Origin of the sequence: Bacillus mycoides (genome assembly GCF_018742245.1) — a bacterium.
Lineage (GTDB): Bacteria > Bacillota > Bacilli > Bacillales > Bacillaceae_G > Bacillus_A > Bacillus_A cereus_U.
The window spans coordinates 2509233-2534000 of sequence record NZ_CP036132.1 but is presented as its reverse complement, the minus strand read 5'-3'; the positions used below and the strand labels follow the sequence as shown (position 1 = coordinate 2534000).

The following is a 24768-nucleotide window of genomic DNA, read 5'->3' as shown; positions in this document are numbered from 1 at the left end:
TTTATTGAAGTATAATTCAAATGTTGGGTTGATTTACACAAATAATTGAGAGTGAGGGAATGCAATGTCAATAAAAAATAAGGTTGGCCGAAAAATAGAGGATGGCATTAATTTAGCTTCTGCTCAGTTTAAAGAAGATGCTTATGAGATTTATAAAGAATCGCGAAAAGTGCAACCTATTTTATTTGTTAATAAAGTCGAGATTGGTACAGAATGGCTCATTACAAGATATGAAGATGCCTTGCCGCTTTTAAAAGATAATCGCTTAAAAAAAGATCCAAATAATGTGTTTTCTAAAGATACAATGAACATGTTTCTTTCTGTTGACAATAGTGATCATTTAACAACACACATGTTAAATTCGGACCCACCTAACCACAGTCGTTTACGCTCTTTAGTTCAAAAAGCTTTTACACCGAAGATGATTTCACAATTAGACGGAAGAATTCAGAGAGTAGCGGATGATTTAATAAATGAGATAGAGCGAAAAGGTACATTAAATCTTGTGGATGATTATTCATTCCCATTACCGATTATTGTAATAAGTGAGATGCTTGGAATTCCACAAGAGGATCAAGCGAAATTTAGGATTTGGTCGCATGCCGTCATTGCCTCCCCAGTAACACCAGAAGAAATAAAAGAAACTGGAAAGCAACTATCTGAATTTATTACATATCTTCAATATTTAGTTGATGTAAAACGACAAGATCCTAAAGAGGATTTGGTCAGTGCTTTAATACTTGCTGAAAGTGAGGGACATAAACTTAGTGCCCCGGAACTATACTCAATGATTATGTTACTTATCGTAGCTGGACACGAGACAACTGTGAATTTAATTACAAATACGGTATTAGCACTTCTCGAAAATCCTGATCAATTACAGTTATTAAAAGAAAATTCAAAACTAATTGATTCAGCTATAGAGGAAGGATTGCGATATTATTCTCCAGTTGAGGTTACAACTGCAAGATGGGCGGCTGAGCCGTTTCAAATTCACGATCAAACAATCCAAAAAGGAGACATGGTTATTATTTCATTAGCTTCAGCAAACCGTGATGAAACAATATTTGAAAAACCAGAAGTATTCGATATTACACGAGAGAATAACCGTCACATTGCCTTTGGTCATGGAAGTCATTTCTGTTTAGGGGCTCCGCTTGCTAGGTTAGAAGCAAAGATAGCTATTTCTACTTTGTTAAAGCGTTTGCCTTCGTTACAAATAAAAGGTGAGCGTGAAAAAATTAATTGGCAAGGTAATTATTTAATGCGTTCTTTAGAGGAATTACCATTGTCTTTTTAGAATAGTTATACTGAGACATGCATACACGACAAATGATTAACATAGAGTATGTATGTGTTATTTAAATTCGAAACGGAAGGGTGAAAACATCCCAATGATCAACTAATTCTATTTGTAAGAGATCTTCGTTAAAAAACGAAATATTCTTTTGAATAGGATTAGTATGTACATTTATAGAAAAGGGATGTGTTTCGCACTGCGAATATATAGTCTTTTCATATGATTTGTGCTGCCTCCTGTTCAGAACATGAAATAGGAGGCTTTTTTATGTCGACGACTGCAGAAACGAAACAAAATCAGGGAGTATCACAAGTATTAAAAAATCGATTTGTGCAAGGAATTCTTGCTTCAGCATTATTTTTACAAATTGGAATATGGGTTCGGAACTTTGCAGTATTACTTTATGTTATGGAAATGACGAAAGGTGATGCTTTTGCAATTTCGATGATTTCAGTTGCCGAATTTGCACCGATTTTTATCTTCTCCTTTATTGGTGGGACCTTTGCGGATAGATGGAAGCCGAAGAAGACAATGATATGGTGTGAAACTTTAAGTTCTATATCAGTGTTCGCAGTATTGATCACTCTAATGTTTGGTACGTGGAAAATCGTGTTTTTTGTGACGCTCATATCTGCGATTCTTTCACAGTTTTCCCAACCATCCGGAATGAAATTATTTAAACAACATTTATCGACAGAACAAATTCAATTAGCGATGTCATTATACCAAACGATATTTGCAATATTTATGGTGTTAGGACCGATTCTTGGAACATTTATCTTTCACAGTTTTGGAATCTATATTTCAATAATAATTACTGGTATCGCATTTTTACTTGCTGCAGTTGTATTGTTATTTCTTCCGAAAGATCTTGAAAACGAAGCAGAGAAAAAAGAAATAACTCTATTGCAGGAAATGATTGATGGTATTCAATATGTAAAAAAGAAAAAAGCATTAACTTTGCTCGGTCTATGTTTTATGGCAGCTGGACTCGGTATAGGGCTTATCCAGCCGCTCGGAATATTTATTGTGACAGAACAACTAGGATTATCAAAAGAAAGTTTACAGTGGTTATTAACAGTAAATGGTGCAGGAATGATTGTTGGCGGAGCTTTAGCAATGATATTCGCGAAAAACGTGGCCCCGCAAAAGATGTTAATTGTAGGTATGCTCGGTCAGGCAATCGGAATTGGTATTATAGGCTATTCCACAAATTTATGGGTTACACTTACTGCACAACTTTTTAGCGGATTAGCTTTACCGTGCATTCAAATTGGGATTAATACGCTTATTATTCAAAATAGTGATACGGATTTTATTGGGCGCGTGAATGGTATTCTAAGTCCATTATTTACTGGTTCTATGGTAGTAACGATGAGTATTGCTGGAGCGTTAAAAGAAACCTTTTCTTTAAGTACAATGTATGAAGGGACAGCTCTATTATTTATAATTGGATTATTGTTTATTTTACCTATATATAATCTAAAGCCAGTTATAGCAGTAGAAAGTGAAATGAATGGTAAAGGAAGTGCTGTGCAACATGAATCCTAATCCAAACGTTAAATACCCAATTGAAGGAAATCAAAACGTTCATTTTATAAAAAACACAATAATGAAATCTAATATAATCGTTGGTGATTATTCTTACTATGATGCGAAGCATGGGGAAACATTTGAAGATCAAGTATTATATCATTATGAATTTATCGGGGATCGTCTCGTTATTGGTAAATTTTGTTGCATTGCGTCTGGAGTTACCTTTATTATGAACGGAGCGAATCATCGAATGGATGGATTTTCGGCATATCCATTTAATATTTTTAGGAATGGCTGGGAGAAATTCACACCACAGTTATCTGATCTGCCCTATAAAGGAGATACAGTGATTGGAAATGACGTTTGGGTTGGTATGGACACAACTATTATGCCTGGAATAAAAATAGGTGATGGTGCAATAATTGCAGCTAAATCTGTTGTGACCAGAGACGTCGCACCATATACAATTGTTGGTGGAAACCCTGCAAATAAAATAAAAGAGAGATTTTCAAATGCAATAATAGATGAATTATTGCAAATTCAATGGTGGAATTTTGACATTGAAAAAATAACCGAAAATATTGATGCTATTGTACGAGGGGATATAGAATCATTAAGAAAGCTAAAAAGGTAATAAAAAATGCATGACAAAGAGTATCATACCTCCGAATTTTGTTAATGATAATAGAACAAGGAGGTGTGATACTATGGCACAAGACGTTTTATGTGAAGTAAACAACTGTAAATTTTGGGCTAACGGTAACAAATGTAGTGCAGATGCAATTTATGTAGTAAGTAATAAAGGGAAACAAGCTTCTACTACGGAAGAAACAGATTGTAAAACTTTCGATCCAGAAATATAAGTTTTTGAAGGGTAGCCAAATCGTGGTTGCCCTTTTATTAATTATAGTATTGATAATAAATCTCATTTTCATTCATTGTTTTTAACTTTTCTTGTTATTTTTTTATATTTTCTTCATAAGTGATGTAATCCAATGTAATTCATGTTCAATACGTGACTTAGTAAATTCAACAACTTCTGTAACAAAAGGTGAGACAACGTCAAGGGATTGGATCGCTGTAAGTTGTTCTTGAAGCACGTTTTGGCGCGTAGTTAAAATTTTTATTCTAGCCTCGTAATCAAGTTTGTCGAAAAGCGCGATACGTACAAGGTCCTCACTTTTGCTTAGGGGCACTGCTTGTACGTTTAGAAGCTGAGATTGCATTAAATACATTTATAAATGCTTTCGAAAAAATAGAGTTATCTCCATCTTTCAATTTAGAAACATGTATATTGGAAAATGAACAAACCTTAAAATACTTACTTATTCGCTTAAAAACTCAATAAAACGTTCAACAAGGTACATTGTATTGTACCTTGTTTTTTTATTTCTCAATTGTAAAATTTTGGTGTGTTTTATAGTATGGAGGTGTGTGAAAAAAGAGTAGAGGAGGATACTTATGTTAACGTGCAATGGGAGTAAAACGTTTCAAATATTTATTAAAGCTGTAACTGATTTAATAGATGGTGATTTATTGGAAGAACAAATCGTGTGTGAAATTGAAACATTACTAGAAGAACTTTTAGAAAAGAAAACATGGCTTCCATTAGATAAACAGAAGGCGAATTCGGCTCAATATGCACGACACTTACTGTATGAAGATCCGTTAAAACGTTTTGAAGTATTAGCTCTCGTATGGAAAGATGGACAATCTACACCATTACATGATCATGATGGCACATGGGGAGTAGAAGGCGTTTTTTCAGGAAGGATAATGGTGCAGAACTTTGTTCAAACGAAGCAACTTGGAAATTCACTTTCTTATTTAACACATACAGGAAATCTTTATTTGGGAGAAGGCGAAACAGATAAAGTAATTCCACCAGCTGATTGTCATATTCTAGAAATATCCGAAAATGAAAGCGTAATCACTATTCATATATACGGAAAACGTTTAGAAAAGTTTAAAGTATATATACCAACAGAAGAAAAAAACGTATACATGTGTGAGACAAAAGATATTAGTTATAATTCGTAGCTTAAAATCCAAAGCTTTTCTTTAAAAAGAACAGCTTTGGATTTTATTTTTAATTATTTCTTGACCTGAAACGCTTTTCATAAATTATAAATAAGGAGTGCTTCACGAGATTCGTATGAAAACGATACCTTTTATTTAATAAAAACTCGTGTATTTATAGAAAGTGGTGAAGAAATAATGAAATTAATCGCAATTGATCTAGATGGAACTCTTCTTTCAGGGAATAAAATGATTAGTAAAGAGAATGCAGAAGCAATTCGGAAATGTCAAGAAGCTGGCCATGTTGTAGCAATTTGTACTGGACGTTCTATTGTGGATATTGAACGACTATTGTTAGAAGTTGATTTGGAGTGTCCGATTATCGCGGAAAATGGTGCGCTTATATATAAAGATAAAAAAATGATGAAGAGATATCCAATTCAAAATATGCAGGCACTTGAGATTGTAGAATATCTTGAAGAGAATGGCTTGTATTATCAGCTTTATACTAATAAAGGTGTGTATGTACCGGATTATGGAGTAGAGAGTGTACGTAATGAAATTGAGTATGTGAGGAATGCAAAAGAAAATTTCGATTTGAAAGAGTTAGAAACGATTGCTGCATTATACCTTGAGCATACAGCATTTCATAGTACAGAAAGCTGTAAACCAATTGTAGAAATGGATATACATGTGCATAAACTTTTACCGTTTTCTTATGACATAGAGAAATTAAAAAAATTAAAAGAAACGTTTCTGCATAATACGGATTTAGCTATTACATCTTCCTATTGGCATAATTTAGAGATTAATCATCGAGATGCTCAAAAAGGAAATGGATTATATACTTTAGCAGAACATCTTAATATTCCAGTTGAAAACACTGTAGCAATAGGCGATGGCTTAAACGATGTTTCTATGATGGAGAAAGCAAATATATCAATTGCAATGGGAAATGCAGTTGAAGAAATAAAAGCGATGTGTCAATACGAAACGTTAACAAATGAAGAACATGGTGTCGCACATGCTTTATATAAATATGTAATGTAATAAAAAAAGAAAAAAAGAATCCAAATAGATTCTTTTTTTCTTTTTATTAGGGGTAAGGTATTCTATGAGATTCATAGAAGCCTTATTACACCTCATTATATAGAATATATTGGAATAAATGTTTATATTTTTAATGAAAGTTGTGAATTTTTTGTGAATTCTACGTTTATTGTATTTTTATACTGCTACTAGCAGCGCGTAACACTCCCATATTATTTTCTGTTTTTAATTGAAAAATAGAATTTGTTCGAATAATTATTCTATAGCTATATACCTAGGAGCACTTTCTTCGTATAATGAAGAAGTATGAATTTTGAATTTGTATAAATTTTACATATCGAGGTGAAAAAGGAATGAATGCGCGGCTAATGGAACTTATTGATGTGAGTACAATAGAAACCATGGCAGAACAATTTTATAAATTAACCAACATATCACATCAACTTCTTGATGCTGAAAACGAATGTATATTTTCATTTGGAATTAATGAAATGAAAGTATGTAAACTTCCCAAAATTGAAATCCCCCTTTTCTTATACAATCAATATTTAGGATCTTTTGTTGTATGGTCCAAACGAAGCGAAATTTTCAATTGTCAAAAATATTTTGAAATGCTTTCTAACCTCATTATAGCTGGGGTGAAAAAAGCAGTTCAAAGTAAAAATACATCGTTACTTTCTCGAAAAGAGGAAGAACTACATACGATCTTACAAAACATGCCTGTTATGGTTGATGCGCTTGACTATAATGGAGATTTTGTTTTGTGGAATCGAGAATGCGAGATTGTAACAGGTTATACTGCTGAAGAAATAATTGGGAATCCAAAAGCTCTTCAATTACTGTATCCTGACCATAATTATCGCCATCAAATACAAAATAAATTTTTGACTCGTGGAAAAAATTTTAGAGATTGGGAAATGAGTTTAACATGTAAAAATGGTGAAATTAAAACGATAATGTGGTCCAATATATCTGAGCAGTTTCCTGTAACAGGATTTAGTTACTGGGCTGTTGGGGTAGATATTACACATTTAAAAGCGATAGAAGGGCAATTAAAACAACAAACCTCTGAATTAGAATTAATTTTTAAAGCTTTACCAGATTTATGTTTTTTAACAGAATACGATGGGACAATTATAGATTATAAAGCAGGATCTCCTACAAAATTTTACGTACCCGCAGAAGCTTTTATGGGAAAAAAGTTTTACGAAATATTACCGTCTCCAGTAGCACAGCAATTTCAAGAAGCAATTCGCCAATTGAAAGAAGAAGGAAAGAATGTAATTGTAGAATACCCTCTAACAATTAATGAAAGTATCGATTTCTTTGAAGCTAGATGTTTACCATTATTACAAGATAAAATTATGATTGTTGTCCGCGATATTACAGAGCGGAAAAAGGCAGAAGAATTGCTAAATAAATCAGATACACTTGCGGCAATTGGTCAATTAGCAGCCGGTGTAGCACATGAAGTGAGGAACCCTTTAACTGTAATAAAAGGATTTATACAATTATTCCAAATTAACAAAGAGGATCAAGAAAAATATTTTAATCTTATGCTTTCTGAAATCGAGAGAATTGAAGCAATCCTTCAGGAATTTTTGTCGATTGCTAAAACAGATGAAATCCCTACTGAGAAGAAAAATATTTGTCAAATATTCAAAAATGTTGTGTCGTTAATTAACACAAAAGCAATTATGACAAACATTCAAGTTGAGTTATTTACAGATTCCAAAGAGATGATTATTGAATGCTCTGAAAATCAATTAAAACAAGTATTTATTAATATTTTGCAAAATTCAATTGAAGCGATGCCAGATGGTGGGAAGATTTCAATTCATATTAAAGAAATGAATGAAGGTGGTATCATAATAGATGTAGTAGACGAAGGAATAGGGATACCAGAAGAAAGAATTAAGAGATTGGGTGAACCTTTTTATAGTACGAAAGAAAAAGGAACAGGAATCGGATTGATGCTAAGTTATAAAATCATTGAAAGTCACCATGGGACTATTAGTATTATGAGTGATGTTGGTGTCGGGACAACTGTAACAATTTACTTACCAAAATTTCAAAATGAACCGTCCATATCAAAGAGTGAAGATAGATCCGTAACAATACGCTCTATATAACTCGTAAATAATTAAATACGCAATAACAAAGGGCTTAGTTTTCACTAAGCCCTTTGTTATTGCGTATTTTTAAATTTTATTTAGTAAACTTTACCTTTTCTTTACCATTGCTTAAATTTCTATTAAGTTTTAAACATTATATTAATATTCATACAACGTAATGTTTAAAAAATAATATTACTTACTATACGGAGACTACATATAGTAAGTAATGAAACGAAAGTGATGTAGGGAGGAGATTATAACAAGGTGAACAAGCAAAAAAAGAAGAACGGTTGGCCAATACCAATACGGTTAAATATTTTATTCTTTTGTGTATTTTTATTATTTTCTGGAATTATAATCCAGTTGGGTAAAGTGCAAATTTTCGATGGAGAAACATATAAGAATGAAGTAGAAAAAAGAGAGAATGCAACTGTTAGTCTTACAGTACCACGCGGGAAAATTTATGACCGCGAAGGTAATCCAGTTGTTGACAATAAGTCTTTACGTACGATTACATATACAAAGGTGAAAGGTGTAAAATCGGAAGAAATGCTAAAAACTGCAAGACAACTTGCAGAAATAATTGAAATGCCGCAAGAAGATATAGATAAGTTAACCGAGACAGATAAGAAAGATTTTTGGATGCAATTAAATCCAAAGGTTGCTCAAAATTTAGTATCTAAAAAAGAAATAGATAAGTTTAGAGAAAATGATATTGCCGGAAAAGAGCTAGATAAAAAAACTGAAGAGTTAAAGAGAAAACGAGTTTCAGATAAAAACCTTCAAGAATTAACAGCTCAGGATATAGAAGTGTTGGCTATTAAAAGTAAAATGACTTCAGGTTATCAAATGGCACCTCAAATTATTAAAAAAGATGTTAGTGAAAAGGAATATACTGTGATTAGTGAAAACTTAGCAAACCTCCCAGGGGTAGATGCATCAGTTGATTGGGAGCGTTTCTATGTTAATGATGGTTTATTCCGCTCGGTACTTGGAAATGTTTCGAATGCTGATGAAGGATTACCACGTGAACGATTAGATTATTATTTAGTGCGTGATTATAGCCGGAATGACAGGGTCGGGAAAAGTTACATCGAACAACAATATGAAGATGTACTTCATGGTACGAAGAAAGAAGTAAGAAGTCTTGCTGATAAACAAGGTAATACGATTAGAACGGAAACAGTTTCCGAAGGGAAAAGCGGCAAGAATTTAACTTTAACAATAGATATGGAATTACAGAAAAAAGTTGAAGAGAGCATAGAAAAAATATTAAAGGCCTATAAAGGTTCAGAATCGATGTTGGACCGTGCTTTCGTTGTAATGATGAATCCGAAAAACGGTCAAGTATTATCAATGGCTGGGAAAAAGTTAGTAGAAAAAGATGGAAAAACAGAAGTTGAAGATTACGCTTTAGGTACGATGACAAGTTCATATGAGCTTGGATCAACTGTTAAAGGTGCAACAGTATTAACTGGTTTTGAAACGAAAGCTATAACACCAGGTACTTACTTTTATGATGCGCCTATGAAGTTTAAAGGAACTAAGGAGAAAAAGTCTTGGAAAGATTTCGGGAATATTGATGATCTAAGAGCTTTACAAGTTTCTTCTAATGTTTATATGTTTAATACAGCATTAAAAATTGCAGGTGTGGATTATGTTAGAAATAGTTCACTAGATATTAAAAAAGAATACTTTGATAAAATGAGGTATTATTTCAGACAATTTGGTTTAGGTGTTCCAACGGGTATTGATTTACCAAATGAAACAGCTGGACAAATCGGGAGAAAAGATAATCAACCAGGTTTCTTATTAGATTTTTCTATTGGCCAGTACGATACGTATACACCACTTCAGCTTGCACAGTACATTTCTACTATTGCAAATGGTGGGTATCGTATGAAACCACAAATTATTCAAGAGATTAGAGAACAAACTGCGCAAAAAGATGAAATCGGTAAAGTCGTGCACTCATTAGAACCAGTTGTTTTAAATAGAGTGGATATGAAAGAAGATTATATAAATCAAGTAAAAGAAGGATTTAGAAGAGTATTCCAAGAAGGAGATGGAACAGGAGTAAGGGCGTTCCAAAAGGCACCATATAAACCAGCTGGTAAAACAGGGACAGCACAGACAGTATATGGTGGAGAAAGCGACATAGGTAGAAATGATAAAGGTGAACGAATGAAATGTTATAATTTAACATTAGCAGGATATGCGCCTTATGATGATCCAGAAGTAGCATTTTCCGTTGTAGTACCATGGGTTATAAATGATAAGTCTGGTATTAACTCTGATATTGGAAAAGAAGTTTTAGATGCTTATTTTGATTTAAAAAATAAGTGATTAACTGGCGAAGCACCAAAAATAGATGACTCTAAAGAGAATTAAAATATACGAAATGTCTCTAGCATTTATATGAACTAGAGACGTTTTTACATACGAATAGATTAGAAATGAGGTATATATGAAGCAATTGATTCTAAAAGATTGGAGAAAAATATGTAGCTATATTTTAATTATAATAGGAATTATTATTATTAATAAGTCATTTTTATTTTGTATGGTAGAAGGAATTTCGATGCAACCTACTTTGAATGAAAATAATCGCATACTAGTTAATAAGGCTAGTGTCTATTTTTCTTCTTTTCATCATGGTGATGTTGTAATAATAAAAAAAGAAGACGAGCCTACATACTACGTGAAACGAATTATTGGATTACCAGGGGATAACATACAATTAAGAAACGATGTGGTATATATTAACGGTAAAAAGCGAGATGAGTTGTATATACAGTTAGATATGTCACAAGTATCAAATCGTTTTTCAAACTTTAGAGAAATGAAAGTTCCCTCGCATAAATTATTTGTATTAGGTGATAATCGAAATCATAGTAAAGATAGTAGGAATACACTTGGACTTATCGATGAGTCACATGTAATAGGTAAAGTGAAAATGGTATATTATCCATTTGATCAAATAAAATGGTTAAAATAATTCTATTAACTATTCACGTTTTATAAAATAATTCATATATTGATAGCATAGGACAAGCAGAAAAGCTTATCCTAACCTCACAGAACACTCCTTATCACAGTTAGGCATCTACTTATGTAGATGCCTTTTCCGATGACTGATAATTATTTATCAACCTAAAGTAGTAAGCATATTGGGACTATTAGAGGAAGATTGCTTGTAATAATAACAGTATGATTAATAAGAACATTGAATTGTAAGGAGTGAGAAATACGTGTTGAATATTTTAATAGTTAATTTTCCTGCAGAGGGACATGTAAATCCTACATTAAGTTTAATAAAGGCCTTTACTGAAAGAGGAGATAACGTACACTATATTACAACGGAAAACTTTAAGGAAAGGCTTGAAGTTTTGGGAGCTATTGTACATACTCATCCGGATTTATTAAAGGAGATTTCTATTGATAATGAAACTTCATATGGATTAAAATCTTTCTTTCATGTACATGTTCAAACTTCTTTATATATATTAGAAATTACGAAAGAATTATGTAAAAGCATAAATTTTGATTTCGTAGTTTATGATATATTTGGTGCCGGAGAGTTAGTAAAGGAATATTTACAAGTTCCAGGCATAGTTTCCTCTCCTATATTTTTAATTCCACCAGAATTATTGGAAACCTTGCCTTTTCATCCAAATGCAGAAATACAATTCCAACCCGATGAACTCTCTGAAAAGTTACTGTATCAAATGGAACATGAATTTGGAGTAAAGCCCAAAAATAATCTTCAATTTATGCATAATAAGGGAGATATTAGTCTCGTGTATACAAGTCGTTATTTTCAACCTAATAGCGATTCGTTCGGAGAAAACAATGTTTTTATTGGACCGAGTATTATAAAGCGCAAAACAAATGCAAAGTTTCCACTTGAATTGCTTTCAAAAAAGAAAGTTATTTATATTTCAATGGGAACACTTCTTGAAGGGCTCGAACCATTTTTTAATACTTGTATTGATGCTTTTTCAAATTTCGAAGGGATTGTAGTAATGGCGATCGGTGATAGAAATGATATTTCAAAAATTAAGCAAGCGCCAGACAACTTTATTATAGCCCCTTACGTACCTCAATCAGAAATATTAAGTGAAGCAGATGTTTTTATTACACATGGTGGAATGAATAGTGTGCACGATGCAATTTATTTCAATGTCCCATTTGTGATAATACCGCATGATAAAGATCAACCTATGATAGCGCAAAGATTAACTGAGCTTGAGGCAGCACATAGATTATTGAAAGAGCATGTTAATGTGCAAACTTTAAAAGAGGCGGTAACAGACGTTCTTTCAAATAAAAAGTATAAATATGGCATTCGAAAACTGAATGAAAGTTTTTTAGAGTGTGGTGGTTCCAAGAGAGCCATTGCAGTTATTGATGCTCTTTTAAATAAATAGTTCGGACAATATAAAAGCATAGAGGATCTACCTTTATGCTTTTATATTATTATCCAGCAAATTGTACAGCAGTATTTGCATGTAAAAAAGCAGTATCAAAAACAGGAACAGTAAGGTCATTTTGGGAAATAAGCAATGGTATTTCAGTACAGCCTAGTAATATACCTTCCGCACCGTTTTGAATTAATGAATTGGTAATTTGTATTAGTTTCTCCCTTGAAGTTTCTGAAATAATGCCTCTACTTAATTCGTTTAATATGACGTGATGGATAAAAGTTCTTTCTTCGTCATTTGGGATAATTGTCTCAATGTTATATTTTGCTAGTCGTGATGTATAGAAATCTTGTTCCATCGTTTGTTTTGTTCCTAATAGTCCGATACGTTTTATATTCTGTTCTACCATTTCTTTAGCACTTACATCACCGATATGAAGAAGTGGGATTGATATTGCTTGTTCTACTTCCTCAGCAAATAAATGGACCGTATTTGAACACATTAGTAAACATTCAGCTCCAGAGTTTTCTACCTTTTTGGCTACTGTGACTAATTCATTTTTCACTTCTTCATATTGATGATTTTGTAATAATGTAGTTACCTCACCAAAGTCCATGCTATATAAAATAAGCTTCGCATTTTGATTACATTGAGAGAGAGTAAGTGTATTAATATGTTTATAGTATAACGATGTCGATTCCCAACTTAGTCCGCCAATTAAGCCAATTACTTTCATCATGCATTCCTCCCGTAACAATTTTGAATTTATTATTTCATAATTCCTATAAGAATACAATGATTTAAATAAACTATTTATAGAAAAATAAAAATATTAAGAAAAGTGTTGAATTTTTTAATTGTTAGTGCCATAATACAGATTACAAATACATACTTATCCAGAGAGGTAGAGGGAACGGCCCTACGAAGCCTCAGCAACCCCTATGTAAATGCATAGGAAGGTGCTAATTCCGCAGAGGACATTTATATGTCTTTTGAAAGATAAGAGGATTCTTGTACGTGAAAGAAAATGACCTCTTAATTTAAGGGGTCATTTTTTGTTGTATAGAAAGGAAGTGTCGATGCATAATTCATTTTCAAAATAAATATAGAGTATTAAAAGCGGGATAATAGGAGAGGAGAATTGTAATGAACAAATTAACGACAAAACTAGTAGTAGCAATCGGAATTGGAGCAGCTTTATACGGGGTATTAGGGCTTTGGGGATTTTCTATCGCACCCAATACATTTATTAAACCAGCATTGGCTATATTAACAGTTTTTGGTGCGTTATTTGGCCCAGTAGCAGGACTATTAATAGGGCTTATTGGTCATACCGTTACAGATACAATCGCTGGTTGGGGTATTTGGTGGGGATGGGTGTTTAGTTCGGGGATTATCGGATTTTCAATGGGTCTTATACAAAAAAGAACTGGTTTCAGTGTAAAAAATGGAGCGTATAATAACCGTGATATTTCTTATTTTGCAATAGCGGGGTTAGTTGGAATTGTCATTGCCATTATATTTGCTGGTGCATTCGATATTATTGTGATGGGAGAACCGTTTGACAAAATCGTTATACAAGTACTAGGAGCAACCATTTCAGACATTATTGTATTTTTAGTTCTTGGATTACCAATCACGATTGGTCTAGCTAAAGCAAATAGGAAACATACACATTTAAAAATTGAAAAGTAGGGATGTATACATGCAACCAATTATATCTTTTGAACAATTTACCTTTCAATATGGGCATGCCGCACAGCCTACTTTAAAAGAAATTACATTTCATATATATCCAGGGGAAAAGGTACTAATAGCTGGAAGAAGCGGTTCAGGTAAGTCAACATTAGCTCATTGTATTAATGGGCTAATCCCATTTTCTTACGAAGGGATTAGTACTGGTAATATTTTAATAGCTGGAAAGGATCCGGGAGAGGGAAGTATTTTTGAACAGAGTAAACATGTAGGAACAATATTACAAGATCAAGATTCACAATTTATTGGTCTTACTGTCGAAGAAGATGTAGCATTTTCATTAGAAAACGAATGTGTAAATCAAAATGAAATGAAAAAAATTGTTAATGATTCTTTAAAAAAAGTAAACATGCAGAATTTTCATGCACAAAGTCCTCATGAATTATCAGGAGGTCAAAAACAGACAGTCTCTCTTGCAGGTCTGCTAACGACAAATGCAGATATATTATTATTTGATGAACCGTTAGCTAACTTAGATCCAGCAAGTAGTTTGAATACTATAGAACTCATTAAAGATATTCATGAGAAATATAATAAAACAATTGTAATTATTGAACATCGAATAGAAGAAATTTTAAACCTTGATTTAGACAAAATTATTTTAATCGATGAAGGAGAAATTGTTGCGATGGGTTCACCGGATAAAATATTAGCATCTAATATATTACCAAATATCGGGCTAAGAGAACCTATTTATATAGAAGTTCTAAAGAAATTAAATTTTGTCAATAACAATAACCTGTTGTTCCCAATTGAAAATCTTTGTAATGAAAAAGTTAATAGCGTAATGAAGAATTGGATGCAGAAACAAGTTTCATTTGAAGACACACATAAAAATAGAGAAGTATGTCAAATAGAAAATTTATCATTTTCATATAATAATAAACATACAGCATTAGAAGATATAAACCTTTCAATAAGAGAAGGTGAAATAGTAGCATTATTGGGTCATAATGGAGCAGGTAAATCGACATTAGCTCATAGTCTAATAGGAATAAATAAAACAAAAAATGGGAGAATTACATTCGCTGGAGAAAACATAAATACGTGGTCTATCCGTAAACGTGGCGAAGTTATTTCGTATGTTATGCAAAACCCAAATCATATGATTACACAACGTACTGTTTTAGAGGAGGTTTCATTCACATTAAAATTAAAAAAGGTTTCTAAAGAAGAAATTAGTAGTAGAGTGGAAGTTGTTTTGAAAATTTGTGGATTATACCCATTTCGTAATTGGCCAATTCAGGCATTAAGCTACGGGCAAAAAAAGAGACTAACTATTGCTTCTGTACTTACAACAAACCCAAAACTTATTATATTAGATGAGCCGACAGCTGGGCAAGATTACTACCATTACAAACAGTTTATGTCGTTTATAAGAACATTGGCTGAAAAGGGCATATCCTTTATTTTTATCACACACGATATGAATCTTGCTTTAGAATACGCAAATCGAGCGGTAGTTCTGCATGAAGGGAAAATCATTGCGAACAATACTGTATCTGCTGTATTAGGAGATCAAGAAACGTTACAAAGAGCCAATCTACGGGAGATTTCATTAATAAAACTTGCTAAATTAAGCGGAATTCCATCTCCAGAAATGTTTGTGAAACTTTATATAGAGGTTAATAGGAGGGAGGAGTATGCATAATACATATTTTCATCGTATGGATGGTGCAATTAAGTTATCTTTATTTATATTTTGTATGACTCTTACTTTTTTATTTTTTGATTTTCGTATGTTGCTAATTTTATTTATTATTGGATGTGTAGGCCTCTTAATCGCTAAAATTCAGTTTCGTAAAATTATTGTTGTTTTCAGTGTTATATTTACATTTAGTTTATTAAATTCTGTTATGATTCTTGTTATTACTCCAGCATATGGATCAGAATTAACAGGAACATACACATCTTTTTTTCATATAGGTTATGCAACAATTACATACGAAACATTATTTTTTGCCGCTACACTTTCATTAAAATATTTTACGTTATTACCATTTACACTTCTTTTTATTTATACAACTCATCCAAGTGAATTTGTCAGCAGCTTAAATAAATTTACCATTCCTTATAAAATTACATATGCAATAAATATTGCACTGCGTTATATACCAAACATTCAATCTGAATATATAATCATTAAACATGCACAGGAGGCAAGAGGCGTACCTTTTGAAAAGGGAGAAGCAAGTTTATGGATTCGTATGAAAAATCGTATTTTGATTTTTTGGCCACTTATTATTCATTCTTTAGAAAGAATTGATACGGTTTCAAATGCAATGGATTTAAGAGGGTTTGGAAAGAAAGACAAACGTACGTGGTACTATGCAAAGAATGCTCAAAAAGTAGATTACATCACTCTTTTTGTTGGTATTATCATTTTAATTATTGCAGTGTACTTAAAAGTAAATGTATTCAAGAGTTTCTGGTACCCATTTTAAAGCACTCTCAATAGAGTGCTTTTACTAATTTTATGAAGACATGCTCAAAAAAGGGAGATACACATACTGTATAATACGAACCAGTTAAAATGATCAACTACCTATTAGTTTTCAAACCAAAAGGAGGGAAAAATATGAGTTTCGGCGGTTCTTGTGGTTTTGGTGGAGGTTTCGCATTATTAGTTGTGTTATTTATTTTATTAATTATTGTTGGATGTAGCTGTTGGAGCTAAGGTTACTAATTTCTAATTAATCTCTACAAAATGTAAACTTTAAAAAACATAGCAGATACTTTTTGTATCGAAATAAATGAAAAAGGAGCTTAATAGCTCCTTTTTCATTTATTATACGAAATCTCTTCATTACTGTATTTAGGTAATGTGATAGTTAAAGTAGTTCCTTTATTTATAACACTTCGGATTTTCAATGTGCCTCGCATCGTTTCGATAATTTTTACAGCAACCATCGTACCTAAACCAGTACCTTTCGTTTTTGTACTAAAATACGGTTCGCCAAATCGATTGATTTGCTCTTGAGACATTCCAATTCCACTATCTTGAATCCTTATTATGACCTTATTATTACTAACAGATGCAGAAATAATAAGATCACCGCCATTCGGCATTGCTTCAATACTGTTTTTAATTAAGTTTAAAAAACATTGATGGAAGTGCTGTGTATTACCAATAATTGTTCCACCGGAGAACTCTTTTGTAATATTAATAGTATTCATGTTAGAAAAAGGCAACATCATATTAATAACTCGATTTAACTCGTGCCCCACTGAAATATGATCTAGTCTTTCTGAAGCCGGTTTGGCAAAAGTTAAGTAATCATCAATAATTGCTTGTGCACGATTTAACTCTTCAAGAATATGGTCAATATACTCATCTTTGGATTGTTGAGTTATATTGGGTGTTTTTAAAAGTTGTGTAAATCCTTTTACAACAGTCAATGGATTCCTTACTTCATGTGAAATACTTGCAGCGAGTTGGCTGACAATCTCCATTTTTTCAACTTTTATTAATTTTGATCGCATGAATATTGCATCTTTTAAAACCTCATTAAAATAGACCATAAATAATATTAAAATAGTTGGTAATAGAATGAAATAAATAATGTACAAATTATTCACTTCAAAATCTGATAGAGTTAAAACAATTACTGTTGTAAATATTGCAAGGAAAAAAGTTAAAAACATAGATGAAGCTACTTTTATTTTCCTATTGTATGTATTAAATTTTGATGATGCGAATGCTGTAATTATTAACATCGTTCCATAAACAATGATTGTTAACAGGCTAAAACCATAAAACATAAAACGTATTATTAATAAAATCATGAGTAATGCAATACCGACAGGAAATCCACCATAAAGTGTACCAATTAAAAAGGGGATTTGTCTTAAATCGTGAATATAATTTTCATCCATATAGATGGGATACCGCATACATAAAATTAGTGGGATACTCGTACAAAGAATGATAAGTAGTTTTTTATATTTCTTCCCGAAGTACCCACTATCATAAATAAAATAAAAAATAAATATACTGCTTAAAATATAAAGAAGATTATTTAAAACATTTTGATTAATATAAACAAAGTTCATAATACATGCCCCGTTATCCTGAATTTCAATCCCATATGTATTATACATTATAAAAGTACAAGTTTTACATGTACTTTTATAATGTATGTAGTTTTTATAACTTTTCAGTGTTATAGACTTTTAACCATGCATTATTAAACTCTTCCATTGACGCATAGCGCTTACTACGATTTTCATTTACAGCACGGTATGCTACTTCATATAACCCTTCGCCAGCTTCCCATTTTATAAAGGAACGATCTTGCCCGCCACCTAAAAGTGCAAAAGCTATAGCCCCCATATTAAATACGTTTGTTTTTCCATCTATTATAGAGTTAAGTTGAAACTCTTCAGGTGACATAAAACGAGATGATCCCCACAGTCGCCCCATCTTATTTACATACGGTGTGTTACTGTATAAATCAATATCACAAATTTTTGTTTCATTAGTTTTAAAGTTGTATAAAATACTACCGTCATAAAAATCAATAGCTACATAGTGTTTGTGTTCAACGTAAGTATGGAAATTAAAAATAGAATTTAATGAAATCAGTCTGTCTTTAACGGATAATTTCTTATATTTATAAAATGGTGAATTAGGATCATTGTATTTTGCTGGGGGTGGGAAACTCCAGTGCGGGTGAAGACATTCACCGTCAAACCAATCAAAAATTAAAACATATCCATGTTGTAAAGGGTAGTGATCAATTAAATTTATAAGAGAAACGTGTTTTAATTCATTGTATATAGTAACTGAGTTTTTTAATCTTTTTATAGCTTCATTTGTAGAAGCATTATATGCGAGTGTTTGTGCCCCTGCGTATTTAATAAACTTCTTTTTCCCATTCTTTTCAACACCGAAACTTATATTACCGGAATCTTGTTGGTCAAAAACTGCAAATACTGTTCCTAGTTTCGTAAGCCAATCAAAATTATGATGTTTTTTTAGTTGGAATGTGACAGTATTTAATTGAATTTCAACTGGAATATCTTTCATGATTCACCTCATATTTAGTATAATTAAGTTGTCTATTATAATATTCGACATATTTTGTAAAATCCCTATGTTAATACAATTAAATTTTATAAATATAATGATGTATAGTTATAAGGAGGAAAGAAAATGGATGGGAAAATCTTAATTAAACCGTACGAACATTATTGGCATACAGAGTTTTTAAATGAAAAAAATAAAATTGTGCCGTTACTAAATGAAGAAATTATTGCTATTGAACATATAGGAAGCACAGCCGTAGAAGGATTAGGGGCTAAACCTCTTATTGATATGATGATCGGCGTAACAAATTTACAAATTACCGAAAATTGGAGGGAACCCCTAGCGGAAATTGGCTATGAATATGTTCCAAAAGAAACACCTAATTGGCGTTTTTTTAGAAAAGGGAAATGGAGAGCGGGTAGTCATCATTTGCATGTTTATATTTATAATAGTGTGGAATGGAAGAACAACCTATTATTTCGAGAATTTCTAAAAAATCATGAGTGGGCACGTGAAGAATATAGAAAATTAAAAGAGAAACTTGCTGCTACATATCCTTTTGATCGTGTTTCATATACAAATGCAAAAGCACCGTTTATTTGCAACATATTAGAATTGGCCAAAAAGGATATAAACAAAATATAAGTAATTTGCAGATTCTCATTTTATTTTAATCTTTCTCTCATGTTATTCTCTCTTTTACTTGATACACTGCTGATTATAGAGCTTTTGAGTCAAAAGGGGATTAAATAAAATGGAGAAGATACTAAGAAATAAATATTTTCATATGTACGTTAAAATAATAGGTATTACTATTATTATTTGTAGTGTGGAAGTGCTATTTATTAATGTTACGTACGGGAATGTATTAAATGTACAATGGTTAAATAAGAAATTAGGTTCTTTCGGTGAATATGGGGCAATTCTAGCTGTATCATCATGGTTCTTACGTCATATATGGTTATTTTTAAAGAAGAAAAACATGCACGGATTTAAAATAATTAAAGAGCTATATCTTTTTATAAAACGGTTTCACATACTAATTGGTTACACTATAATAGCTGTTGCGGCTACTCACGGTGTTTACTTTTTAATAAAAGGAAGTCGTCATATAATACTAATATACAGTGGTATATTTTCTCTTTTAACCTTAATAGCATTAGGGGTTGCAGGATTTGGTTTACAGAAATCTAATCAGAAAACAAAATTGAAGATGTATCGAAAAGTACATCAATTCATTGCGGTTTTATTCGGAATAGGATTACTTATTCATTTAATCGTATAGGAGGAAGTATCGTTGCAACATATACTAATTATTGAAGATGAGGAAAGCTTAGCAGATTTTTTAGAATTAGAATTAAAGTATGAAGGATATATAGTAGATATACAACTTGATGGAAGAAAGGGATTAGAAGCAGCACTTGAAAAGAATTACGATCTCATATTACTTGATTTAATGTTACCAGGATTAAACGGACTGGAAGTATGTCGTCGACTAAGAGCAACTAAAAGTACACCTATTATCATGTTGACTGCTCGTGATAGTATTATGGACCGTGTGACAGGGTTAGATAGTGGAGCTGATGATTATCTTCCAAAACCGTTTGCGATTGAAGAACTTTTAGCACGTATGAGAGTGATTTTTAGGAGAGAAGAAAATACAGAGCAAAAGCACGCATCATTTCTTTCGTTTAAAGATCTACAGCTTCAGATTGAATCTCGAACTATAACTAAAGGAAATGAAGAAATTGAACTTACAAATAAAGAATTCGAGCTACTGCTTATGTTTATGAAAAATATTAATCGAGTTCTTACCCGTGATATTTTACTGGACCAAGTATGGGGATATGATGCAATGGTTGAGACAAATATAGTCGATGTATATGTTCGTTATCTACGTAATAAGTTGCATAGTTTAGATAAGGAGGAGTATATCCAAACAGTCCGCGGTGCTGGATATATAATGAAATGATAAAAAACATTATGTACCGAATTAGAAATTTGCCTATAAAGTGGAAATTAACACTTTGGTCCACTACACTAGTATTCATTTTGTTTATTTTATATAGCGCGTTACAATTTGTTGTAATTAATAAGTGGACTATAGATTATGAACAGAAACAAATAAATAGACAAGTGACAGAAATAGCGGCATATTTTCAAGATAAAAATGATACGCTCTCGAGCAAAACATTTGAAAACAGTAATGAATTTCTTAACAACATGATTGATAAACATCAAATGATTCGTATTATCGGAAATGATGGAAAACCCATTGTTACTGTTTCGCGAGATTTTAATGAATCGTGGATAGAACCAAAAAATGTTACACAAGATGAAGCATTTATAAAAAGACATATAGAAGATCGAATATTAGTTGAGCGCATACCAATTCAAACAAAAAAATTCACGGGAACTATTGAACTTACGAAAAACTTAGAGACATTTGATCATTTATTAAAAATTATCTTAGTGGTAATGGTCTTTGCAGGGATATGTGGATTAGTGCTTAGTTTTTTAGGCGGGATACTTATAACGAAAAAGCTTTTATCAAGTGTCCAAAGCATAACGGATACGATGAAGCGTATTAAGAAAAACGGACTAAATGAAAGAGTTCCAGTACGAGAAAATAATGATGAACTCGCAAAATTATCGATTCTTTTTAATGAAATGATGGATGAAGTAGAAACTTCTTTTACACAGCAAAAACAGTTTGTAGAAGACGCATCACATGAATTAAGAACACCATTAACAATTATTCAAGGGCACTTATCAATGCTGAATCGATGGGGGAAAAATGATTCAGCATTATTGGATAAATCTCTTCAATCCAGTCTAAAAGAAGTAGATCGATTAAATAAATTAGTTTCAGAATTGCTAGAGCTATCAAGAGCTGAATCAGACCAGATGCATCCAATAGCAGCCGAACGAGTCCATGTTAATAGCGTATTAAAACAAGTTACACAAAACTTTACAGTACTGCAACCTGACGTTCAATTTGATATGAAATTAGATGCAGATGAAGCGTATGTTTCAATACCACCATCTTACTTAGAACAAATTAGTATTATTGTAATGGATAATGCAGTGAAATATACAAAAGAAGCTAATAAGTATATTTGTATTGAATCAAGTATACAGTCGGGGAAAATTAATATTCGCATAATAGATCATGGAACGGGAATACCTGAATCGGATTTATCATTTGTTCTTAACCGTTTTTATAGAGTCGATAAAGCGAGAAGTCGAAAACAAGGTGGCAATGGGCTAGGTCTATCTATTGCAAAACGGCTTGTAGAAAAATATAACGGAACTATTCAATTAGAGAGTAAAGAAAATGAAGGAACAGTTGTTACGATTACATTTCCTTATGCTACCCATTGATAGTTGAAGGTGGAAAATTCTTTTTGTAAGGGTTATTTAAAAGGAGGAATACATGAGATGTATTTCCTCTTTTTTTAATGTTTAATAATCAAAAAAATTTATTTATTTCGATATTTTCGATACATTAATAATATAAAGGGGGATTATTAATGAAAGCTATTGTACATCAACATAAAAATGGAATAGAAGGTTTAAAATATAAATTATCACCTGAGATAACACCTAATGTTGGGGAAGTTAAAGTGAGATTAAAAGCAGCAGGTTTAAATCATCGTGATTTATTTATAATGAATAATAGAAAAGAAATGGAATTACCTTTAATTCTAGGATCAGATGGTGCAGGTATTGTTACGGAATTAGGAGACGGTGTTTCAAATATCGCACTACATACAGAGGTTATTATAAATCCTAGTATTGGATGGAATAACACTCATGAAATACCAGAGTTACCTGAAGTACTAGGCGGACCAGCCGATGGAACGTTTGCCGAATATGTTATTGTGCCAGCTGAAAATGTAGTGAAAAAGCCATCCTATCTTACGTGGGAAGAATCTGGTGTGTTATCTTTATCGGCATTAACTGCATATAGAGCGCTTTTTACAAAAGGTAGATTAAAATCTGAAGAACATGTCCTAATTCCGGGAATTGGCGGTGGTGTAGCTACTTATGCTATGTTATTTGCTAAAGCAATTGGAGCAAAGGTAAGTGTTACTTCAAGGATAGAGAGTAAAAGAAAGACTGCAGAAAACTATGGCGCAGACTTTTCATTTAATAGTTCTGGTATTTGGGAAGAGTGCTTACATGGAGAAAAAGTAGATTTAATTATAGATAGTATAGGTCCGGCGACTTTCTTGAAATATTTTGATGTATTAAAACCAAACGGAAGAATTGTTAATTTTGGTGCAAGTTCAGGAGATAAAATTGAATTACCGTTACGAGCATTATTTTATAATCAAATCGATATTATGGGAACATCAATGGGGAGCAGTGAGGAATTTAATGAGATGATTCATTTTATAGAGGAACATAATATTAAACCAATCATTGATAAAGTATATCCATTAGAAGAAGCAATTCAAGCTTTAAATCGAATGCAGCAAGGAGAACAATTCGGTAATATTGCCCTTCGTATGGAATAAGAATATGATTTCGTAACTAATATATTTGAATGAATATGTTATGTATTATATCCATGCATAGAGTGTTCACCATACTATTTAAAATGGTTTACAACCTTTATACATATTTAGCTCGTGTAAATAGTTACACCATTGTCAAATGAATAGTAGCAAAATGAGAATTAGATGAGAAAAGTTTAAGCCCATTTTCATATTGATATTGTATACTGTGTAAATCAAGAACACTTGTATCTTTATTTAAAGTACAATGAGAAAAAATAAGGAGAGAGTAATATGAATTACACAGTATTTCAATGGATTAATAATTTTGCTGGATCATCCAAGCTATTAGATACGCTAATGATCGCTATTACAAATAGTGCTGCATATGTAGCTATTCTATTTATGCTTATCCTATGGTTCAATAATGGAAAGAAAGAAAATGCAATCCGAAAACAATATACGGTGTTATACACGACACTTTCAGTTAGTATTGCATTATTAGTAAATGTTCTTATACATGCGGTATATTATCATCCGCGTCCTTTTATTACACATCATGTCAATCAATTAGTACCGCATGCAGCAGATTCATCATTTGTAAGTGATCATTCTGTACTTGTATTTTCGATTGCTTTCGTATTTATTCTAAGAGGAGAAAAACTTAAATATATCGCGCTTATATGGGCAATATTAGTCGGTGTATCACGCATGTACGTAGGTGTTCATTATCCTCTAGATATACTTGGGGCTGCGTTCTTAACATTTATTACAAGTGGATTAGTAATACAAAGCACACGTATACTTGAACCGTTAGCTAGTTTAATTTTCAAAATGTATGCACTAGTAGCAAAACGAGTTCCTTTTTTAGCGAAATATAATCATATAGCTTAATCGTAAGAACCTACAAAAAGTAGGTTCTTTTTATTTGAAGATTCTTAAATTTCACTTACCGTATTTTATAATAAAAAATACAAAATAAATAAAAAACAAACAGCAACAGAACTGGTTTTCTTATTGTTATAGAGGAATTAGT

The 24768-nt window shown here is 32.0% G+C and carries 23 protein-coding genes, 2 pseudogenes and 1 riboswitch; of the genes and pseudogenes, 21 read left to right on the top strand and 4 right to left on the bottom strand.

Annotation, left to right across the window (positions count from 1 at the left end; genetic code table 11):
• The first annotated feature begins 64 nt into the window (after positions 1 to 64).
• The 4 genes from EXW56_RS12830 to EXW56_RS12815 all read left to right on the top strand — a co-directional run bounded on the left by EXW56_RS12830 (position 65) and on the right by EXW56_RS12815 (position 3699).
• Positions 65 to 1300 (top strand): cytochrome P450 family protein, encoded by a 1236-nt coding sequence (locus EXW56_RS12830; protein WP_199659497.1) that lies wholly within the window; start codon positions 65 to 67, stop codon positions 1298 to 1300.
• Between the two features lie 267 nt (positions 1301 to 1567).
• Entirely contained in the window at positions 1568 to 2851 is a 1284-nt protein-coding gene (locus tag EXW56_RS12825; RefSeq protein WP_002200313.1) for an MFS transporter, read from the top strand.
• Positions 2841 to 3470, top strand: coding sequence for a Vat family streptogramin A O-acetyltransferase (locus tag EXW56_RS12820; RefSeq protein WP_199659495.1), 630 nt, complete (start codon positions 2841 to 2843; stop codon positions 3468 to 3470). The genes EXW56_RS12825 and EXW56_RS12820 overlap by 11 nt, the downstream gene beginning before the upstream one ends.
• Before the next feature lie 73 nt (positions 3471 to 3543).
• Positions 3544 to 3699, top strand: a complete 156-nt coding sequence (locus EXW56_RS12815) for a DUF1540 domain-containing protein (RefSeq protein WP_000046093.1) — start codon at positions 3544 to 3546, stop codon at positions 3697 to 3699.
• Between the two features lie 102 nt (positions 3700 to 3801).
• On the opposite strand, the pseudogene EXW56_RS12810 reads toward EXW56_RS12815, so the two are convergent.
• A pseudogene (locus EXW56_RS12810) lies at positions 3802 to 4023 on the bottom strand (PadR family transcriptional regulator); the annotation flags it as partial.
• Here EXW56_RS12810 and EXW56_RS12805 point away from each other — a divergent pair.
• The 7 genes and pseudogenes from EXW56_RS12805 to EXW56_RS12775 form a co-directional block, all read left to right on the top strand.
• A pseudogene (locus tag EXW56_RS12805) lies at positions 4005 to 4184 on the top strand (cytochrome P450); the annotation flags it as partial. The pseudogenes EXW56_RS12810 and EXW56_RS12805 sit on opposite strands and share 19 nt — an antisense overlap.
• A gap of 113 nt (positions 4185 to 4297) precedes the next feature.
• Complete coding sequence (locus tag EXW56_RS12800; RefSeq protein ID WP_199659494.1) at positions 4298 to 4876, top strand: cysteine dioxygenase family protein; 579 nt, start codon at positions 4298 to 4300, stop codon at positions 4874 to 4876.
• 177 nt (positions 4877 to 5053) lie between these two features.
• Positions 5054 to 5905, top strand: a complete 852-nt coding sequence (locus tag EXW56_RS12795; protein WP_002085231.1) for a Cof-type HAD-IIB family hydrolase — start codon at positions 5054 to 5056, stop codon at positions 5903 to 5905.
• 353 nt (positions 5906 to 6258) lie between these two features.
• Positions 6259 to 8037, top strand: coding sequence for a PAS domain-containing sensor histidine kinase (locus tag EXW56_RS12790; protein WP_215558575.1), 1779 nt, complete (start codon positions 6259 to 6261; stop codon positions 8035 to 8037).
• 249 nt (positions 8038 to 8286) lie between these two features.
• The gene (locus EXW56_RS12785) at positions 8287 to 10368 is read left to right on the top strand and encodes a peptidoglycan D,D-transpeptidase FtsI family protein (protein WP_215597553.1); all 2082 of its coding nucleotides are present in this window, start codon (positions 8287 to 8289) and stop codon (positions 10366 to 10368) included.
• 121 nt (positions 10369 to 10489) lie between these two features.
• Positions 10490 to 11020, top strand: a complete 531-nt coding sequence (gene lepB / locus EXW56_RS12780; protein WP_002161590.1) for a signal peptidase I — start codon at positions 10490 to 10492, stop codon at positions 11018 to 11020.
• 253 nt (positions 11021 to 11273) lie between these two features.
• Positions 11274 to 12452: a macrolide family glycosyltransferase gene (locus EXW56_RS12775; RefSeq protein WP_215558573.1), complete on the top strand. Its 1179-nt coding sequence runs from the start codon at positions 11274 to 11276 to the stop codon at positions 12450 to 12452.
• A gap of 49 nt (positions 12453 to 12501) precedes the next feature.
• On the opposite strand, the gene EXW56_RS12770 is transcribed toward EXW56_RS12775, so the two are convergent.
• Positions 12502 to 13185: an aspartate/glutamate racemase family protein gene (locus tag EXW56_RS12770; RefSeq protein WP_215558572.1), complete on the bottom strand. Its 684-nt coding sequence runs from the start codon at positions 13183 to 13185 to the stop codon at positions 12502 to 12504.
• A 150-nt stretch (positions 13186 to 13335) separates the two neighbouring features.
• Positions 13336 to 13452, top strand: a riboswitch (SAM riboswitch).
• A gap of 140 nt (positions 13453 to 13592) precedes the next feature.
• Between EXW56_RS12770 and EXW56_RS12765 the strand changes: the two genes are divergently transcribed.
• The 4 genes from EXW56_RS12765 to EXW56_RS12750 all read left to right on the top strand — a co-directional run bounded on the left by EXW56_RS12765 (position 13593) and on the right by EXW56_RS12750 (position 16878).
• On the top strand, positions 13593 to 14141 hold the full coding sequence (locus EXW56_RS12765) for an ECF-type riboflavin transporter substrate-binding protein (RefSeq protein ID WP_002200320.1): 549 nt from the start codon (positions 13593 to 13595) through the stop codon (positions 14139 to 14141).
• A 10-nt stretch (positions 14142 to 14151) separates the two neighbouring features.
• Positions 14152 to 15852, top strand: a complete 1701-nt coding sequence (locus EXW56_RS12760) for an energy-coupling factor transporter ATPase (protein ID WP_215558571.1) — start codon at positions 14152 to 14154, stop codon at positions 15850 to 15852.
• Positions 15845 to 16645 carry an energy-coupling factor transporter transmembrane component T family protein gene (locus tag EXW56_RS12755; RefSeq protein WP_199659487.1) on the top strand — a complete coding sequence of 267 codons (801 nt, stop codon included), beginning with the start codon at positions 15845 to 15847 and terminating at the stop codon, positions 16643 to 16645. Before EXW56_RS12760 ends, EXW56_RS12755 begins: the two co-directional genes overlap by 8 nt.
• A gap of 134 nt (positions 16646 to 16779) precedes the next feature.
• Positions 16780 to 16878 (top strand): YjcZ family sporulation protein, encoded by a 99-nt coding sequence (locus EXW56_RS12750; protein ID WP_000007808.1) that lies wholly within the window; start codon positions 16780 to 16782, stop codon positions 16876 to 16878.
• 104 nt (positions 16879 to 16982) lie between these two features.
• Here EXW56_RS12750 and EXW56_RS12745 read toward each other — a convergent pair whose 3' ends face one another.
• Both EXW56_RS12745 and EXW56_RS12740 read right to left on the bottom strand, forming a co-directional pair.
• The gene (locus tag EXW56_RS12745; RefSeq protein WP_215558570.1) at positions 16983 to 18302 is read right to left on the bottom strand and encodes a sensor histidine kinase; all 1320 of its coding nucleotides are present in this window, start codon (positions 18300 to 18302) and stop codon (positions 16983 to 16985) included.
• Positions 18303 to 18348: 46 nt separating this feature from the next.
• Positions 18349 to 19230 carry a protein kinase family protein gene (locus EXW56_RS12740; protein ID WP_002200324.1) on the bottom strand — a complete coding sequence of 294 codons (882 nt, stop codon included), beginning with the start codon at positions 19228 to 19230 and terminating at the stop codon, positions 18349 to 18351.
• A gap of 126 nt (positions 19231 to 19356) precedes the next feature.
• On the opposite strand from EXW56_RS12740, the gene EXW56_RS12735 reads away from it, so the two are divergent.
• The 6 genes from EXW56_RS12735 (at position 19357) to EXW56_RS12710 (ending at position 24626) form a co-directional block, all read left to right on the top strand.
• Complete coding sequence (locus EXW56_RS12735; RefSeq protein ID WP_215558569.1) at positions 19357 to 19875, top strand: GrpB family protein; 519 nt, start codon at positions 19357 to 19359, stop codon at positions 19873 to 19875.
• A 109-nt stretch (positions 19876 to 19984) separates the two neighbouring features.
• Positions 19985 to 20515 (top strand): hypothetical protein, encoded by a 531-nt coding sequence (locus tag EXW56_RS12730; RefSeq protein ID WP_215558568.1) that lies wholly within the window; start codon positions 19985 to 19987, stop codon positions 20513 to 20515.
• Between the two features lie 12 nt (positions 20516 to 20527).
• Positions 20528 to 21202, top strand: a complete 675-nt coding sequence (locus tag EXW56_RS12725; RefSeq protein WP_002141982.1) for a response regulator transcription factor — start codon at positions 20528 to 20530, stop codon at positions 21200 to 21202.
• Entirely contained in the window at positions 21199 to 22614 is a 1416-nt protein-coding gene (locus tag EXW56_RS12720) for a HAMP domain-containing histidine kinase (RefSeq protein WP_215597552.1), read from the top strand. Before EXW56_RS12725 ends, EXW56_RS12720 begins: the two co-directional genes overlap by 4 nt.
• Positions 22615 to 22763: 149 nt before the next feature.
• Positions 22764 to 23753, top strand: a complete 990-nt coding sequence (locus EXW56_RS12715) for a zinc-binding dehydrogenase (protein ID WP_215558566.1) — start codon at positions 22764 to 22766, stop codon at positions 23751 to 23753.
• 273 nt (positions 23754 to 24026) lie between these two features.
• Entirely contained in the window at positions 24027 to 24626 is a 600-nt protein-coding gene (locus EXW56_RS12710) for an undecaprenyl-diphosphatase (protein WP_002110185.1), read from the top strand.
• Positions 24627 to 24768 lie beyond the last annotated feature (142 nt).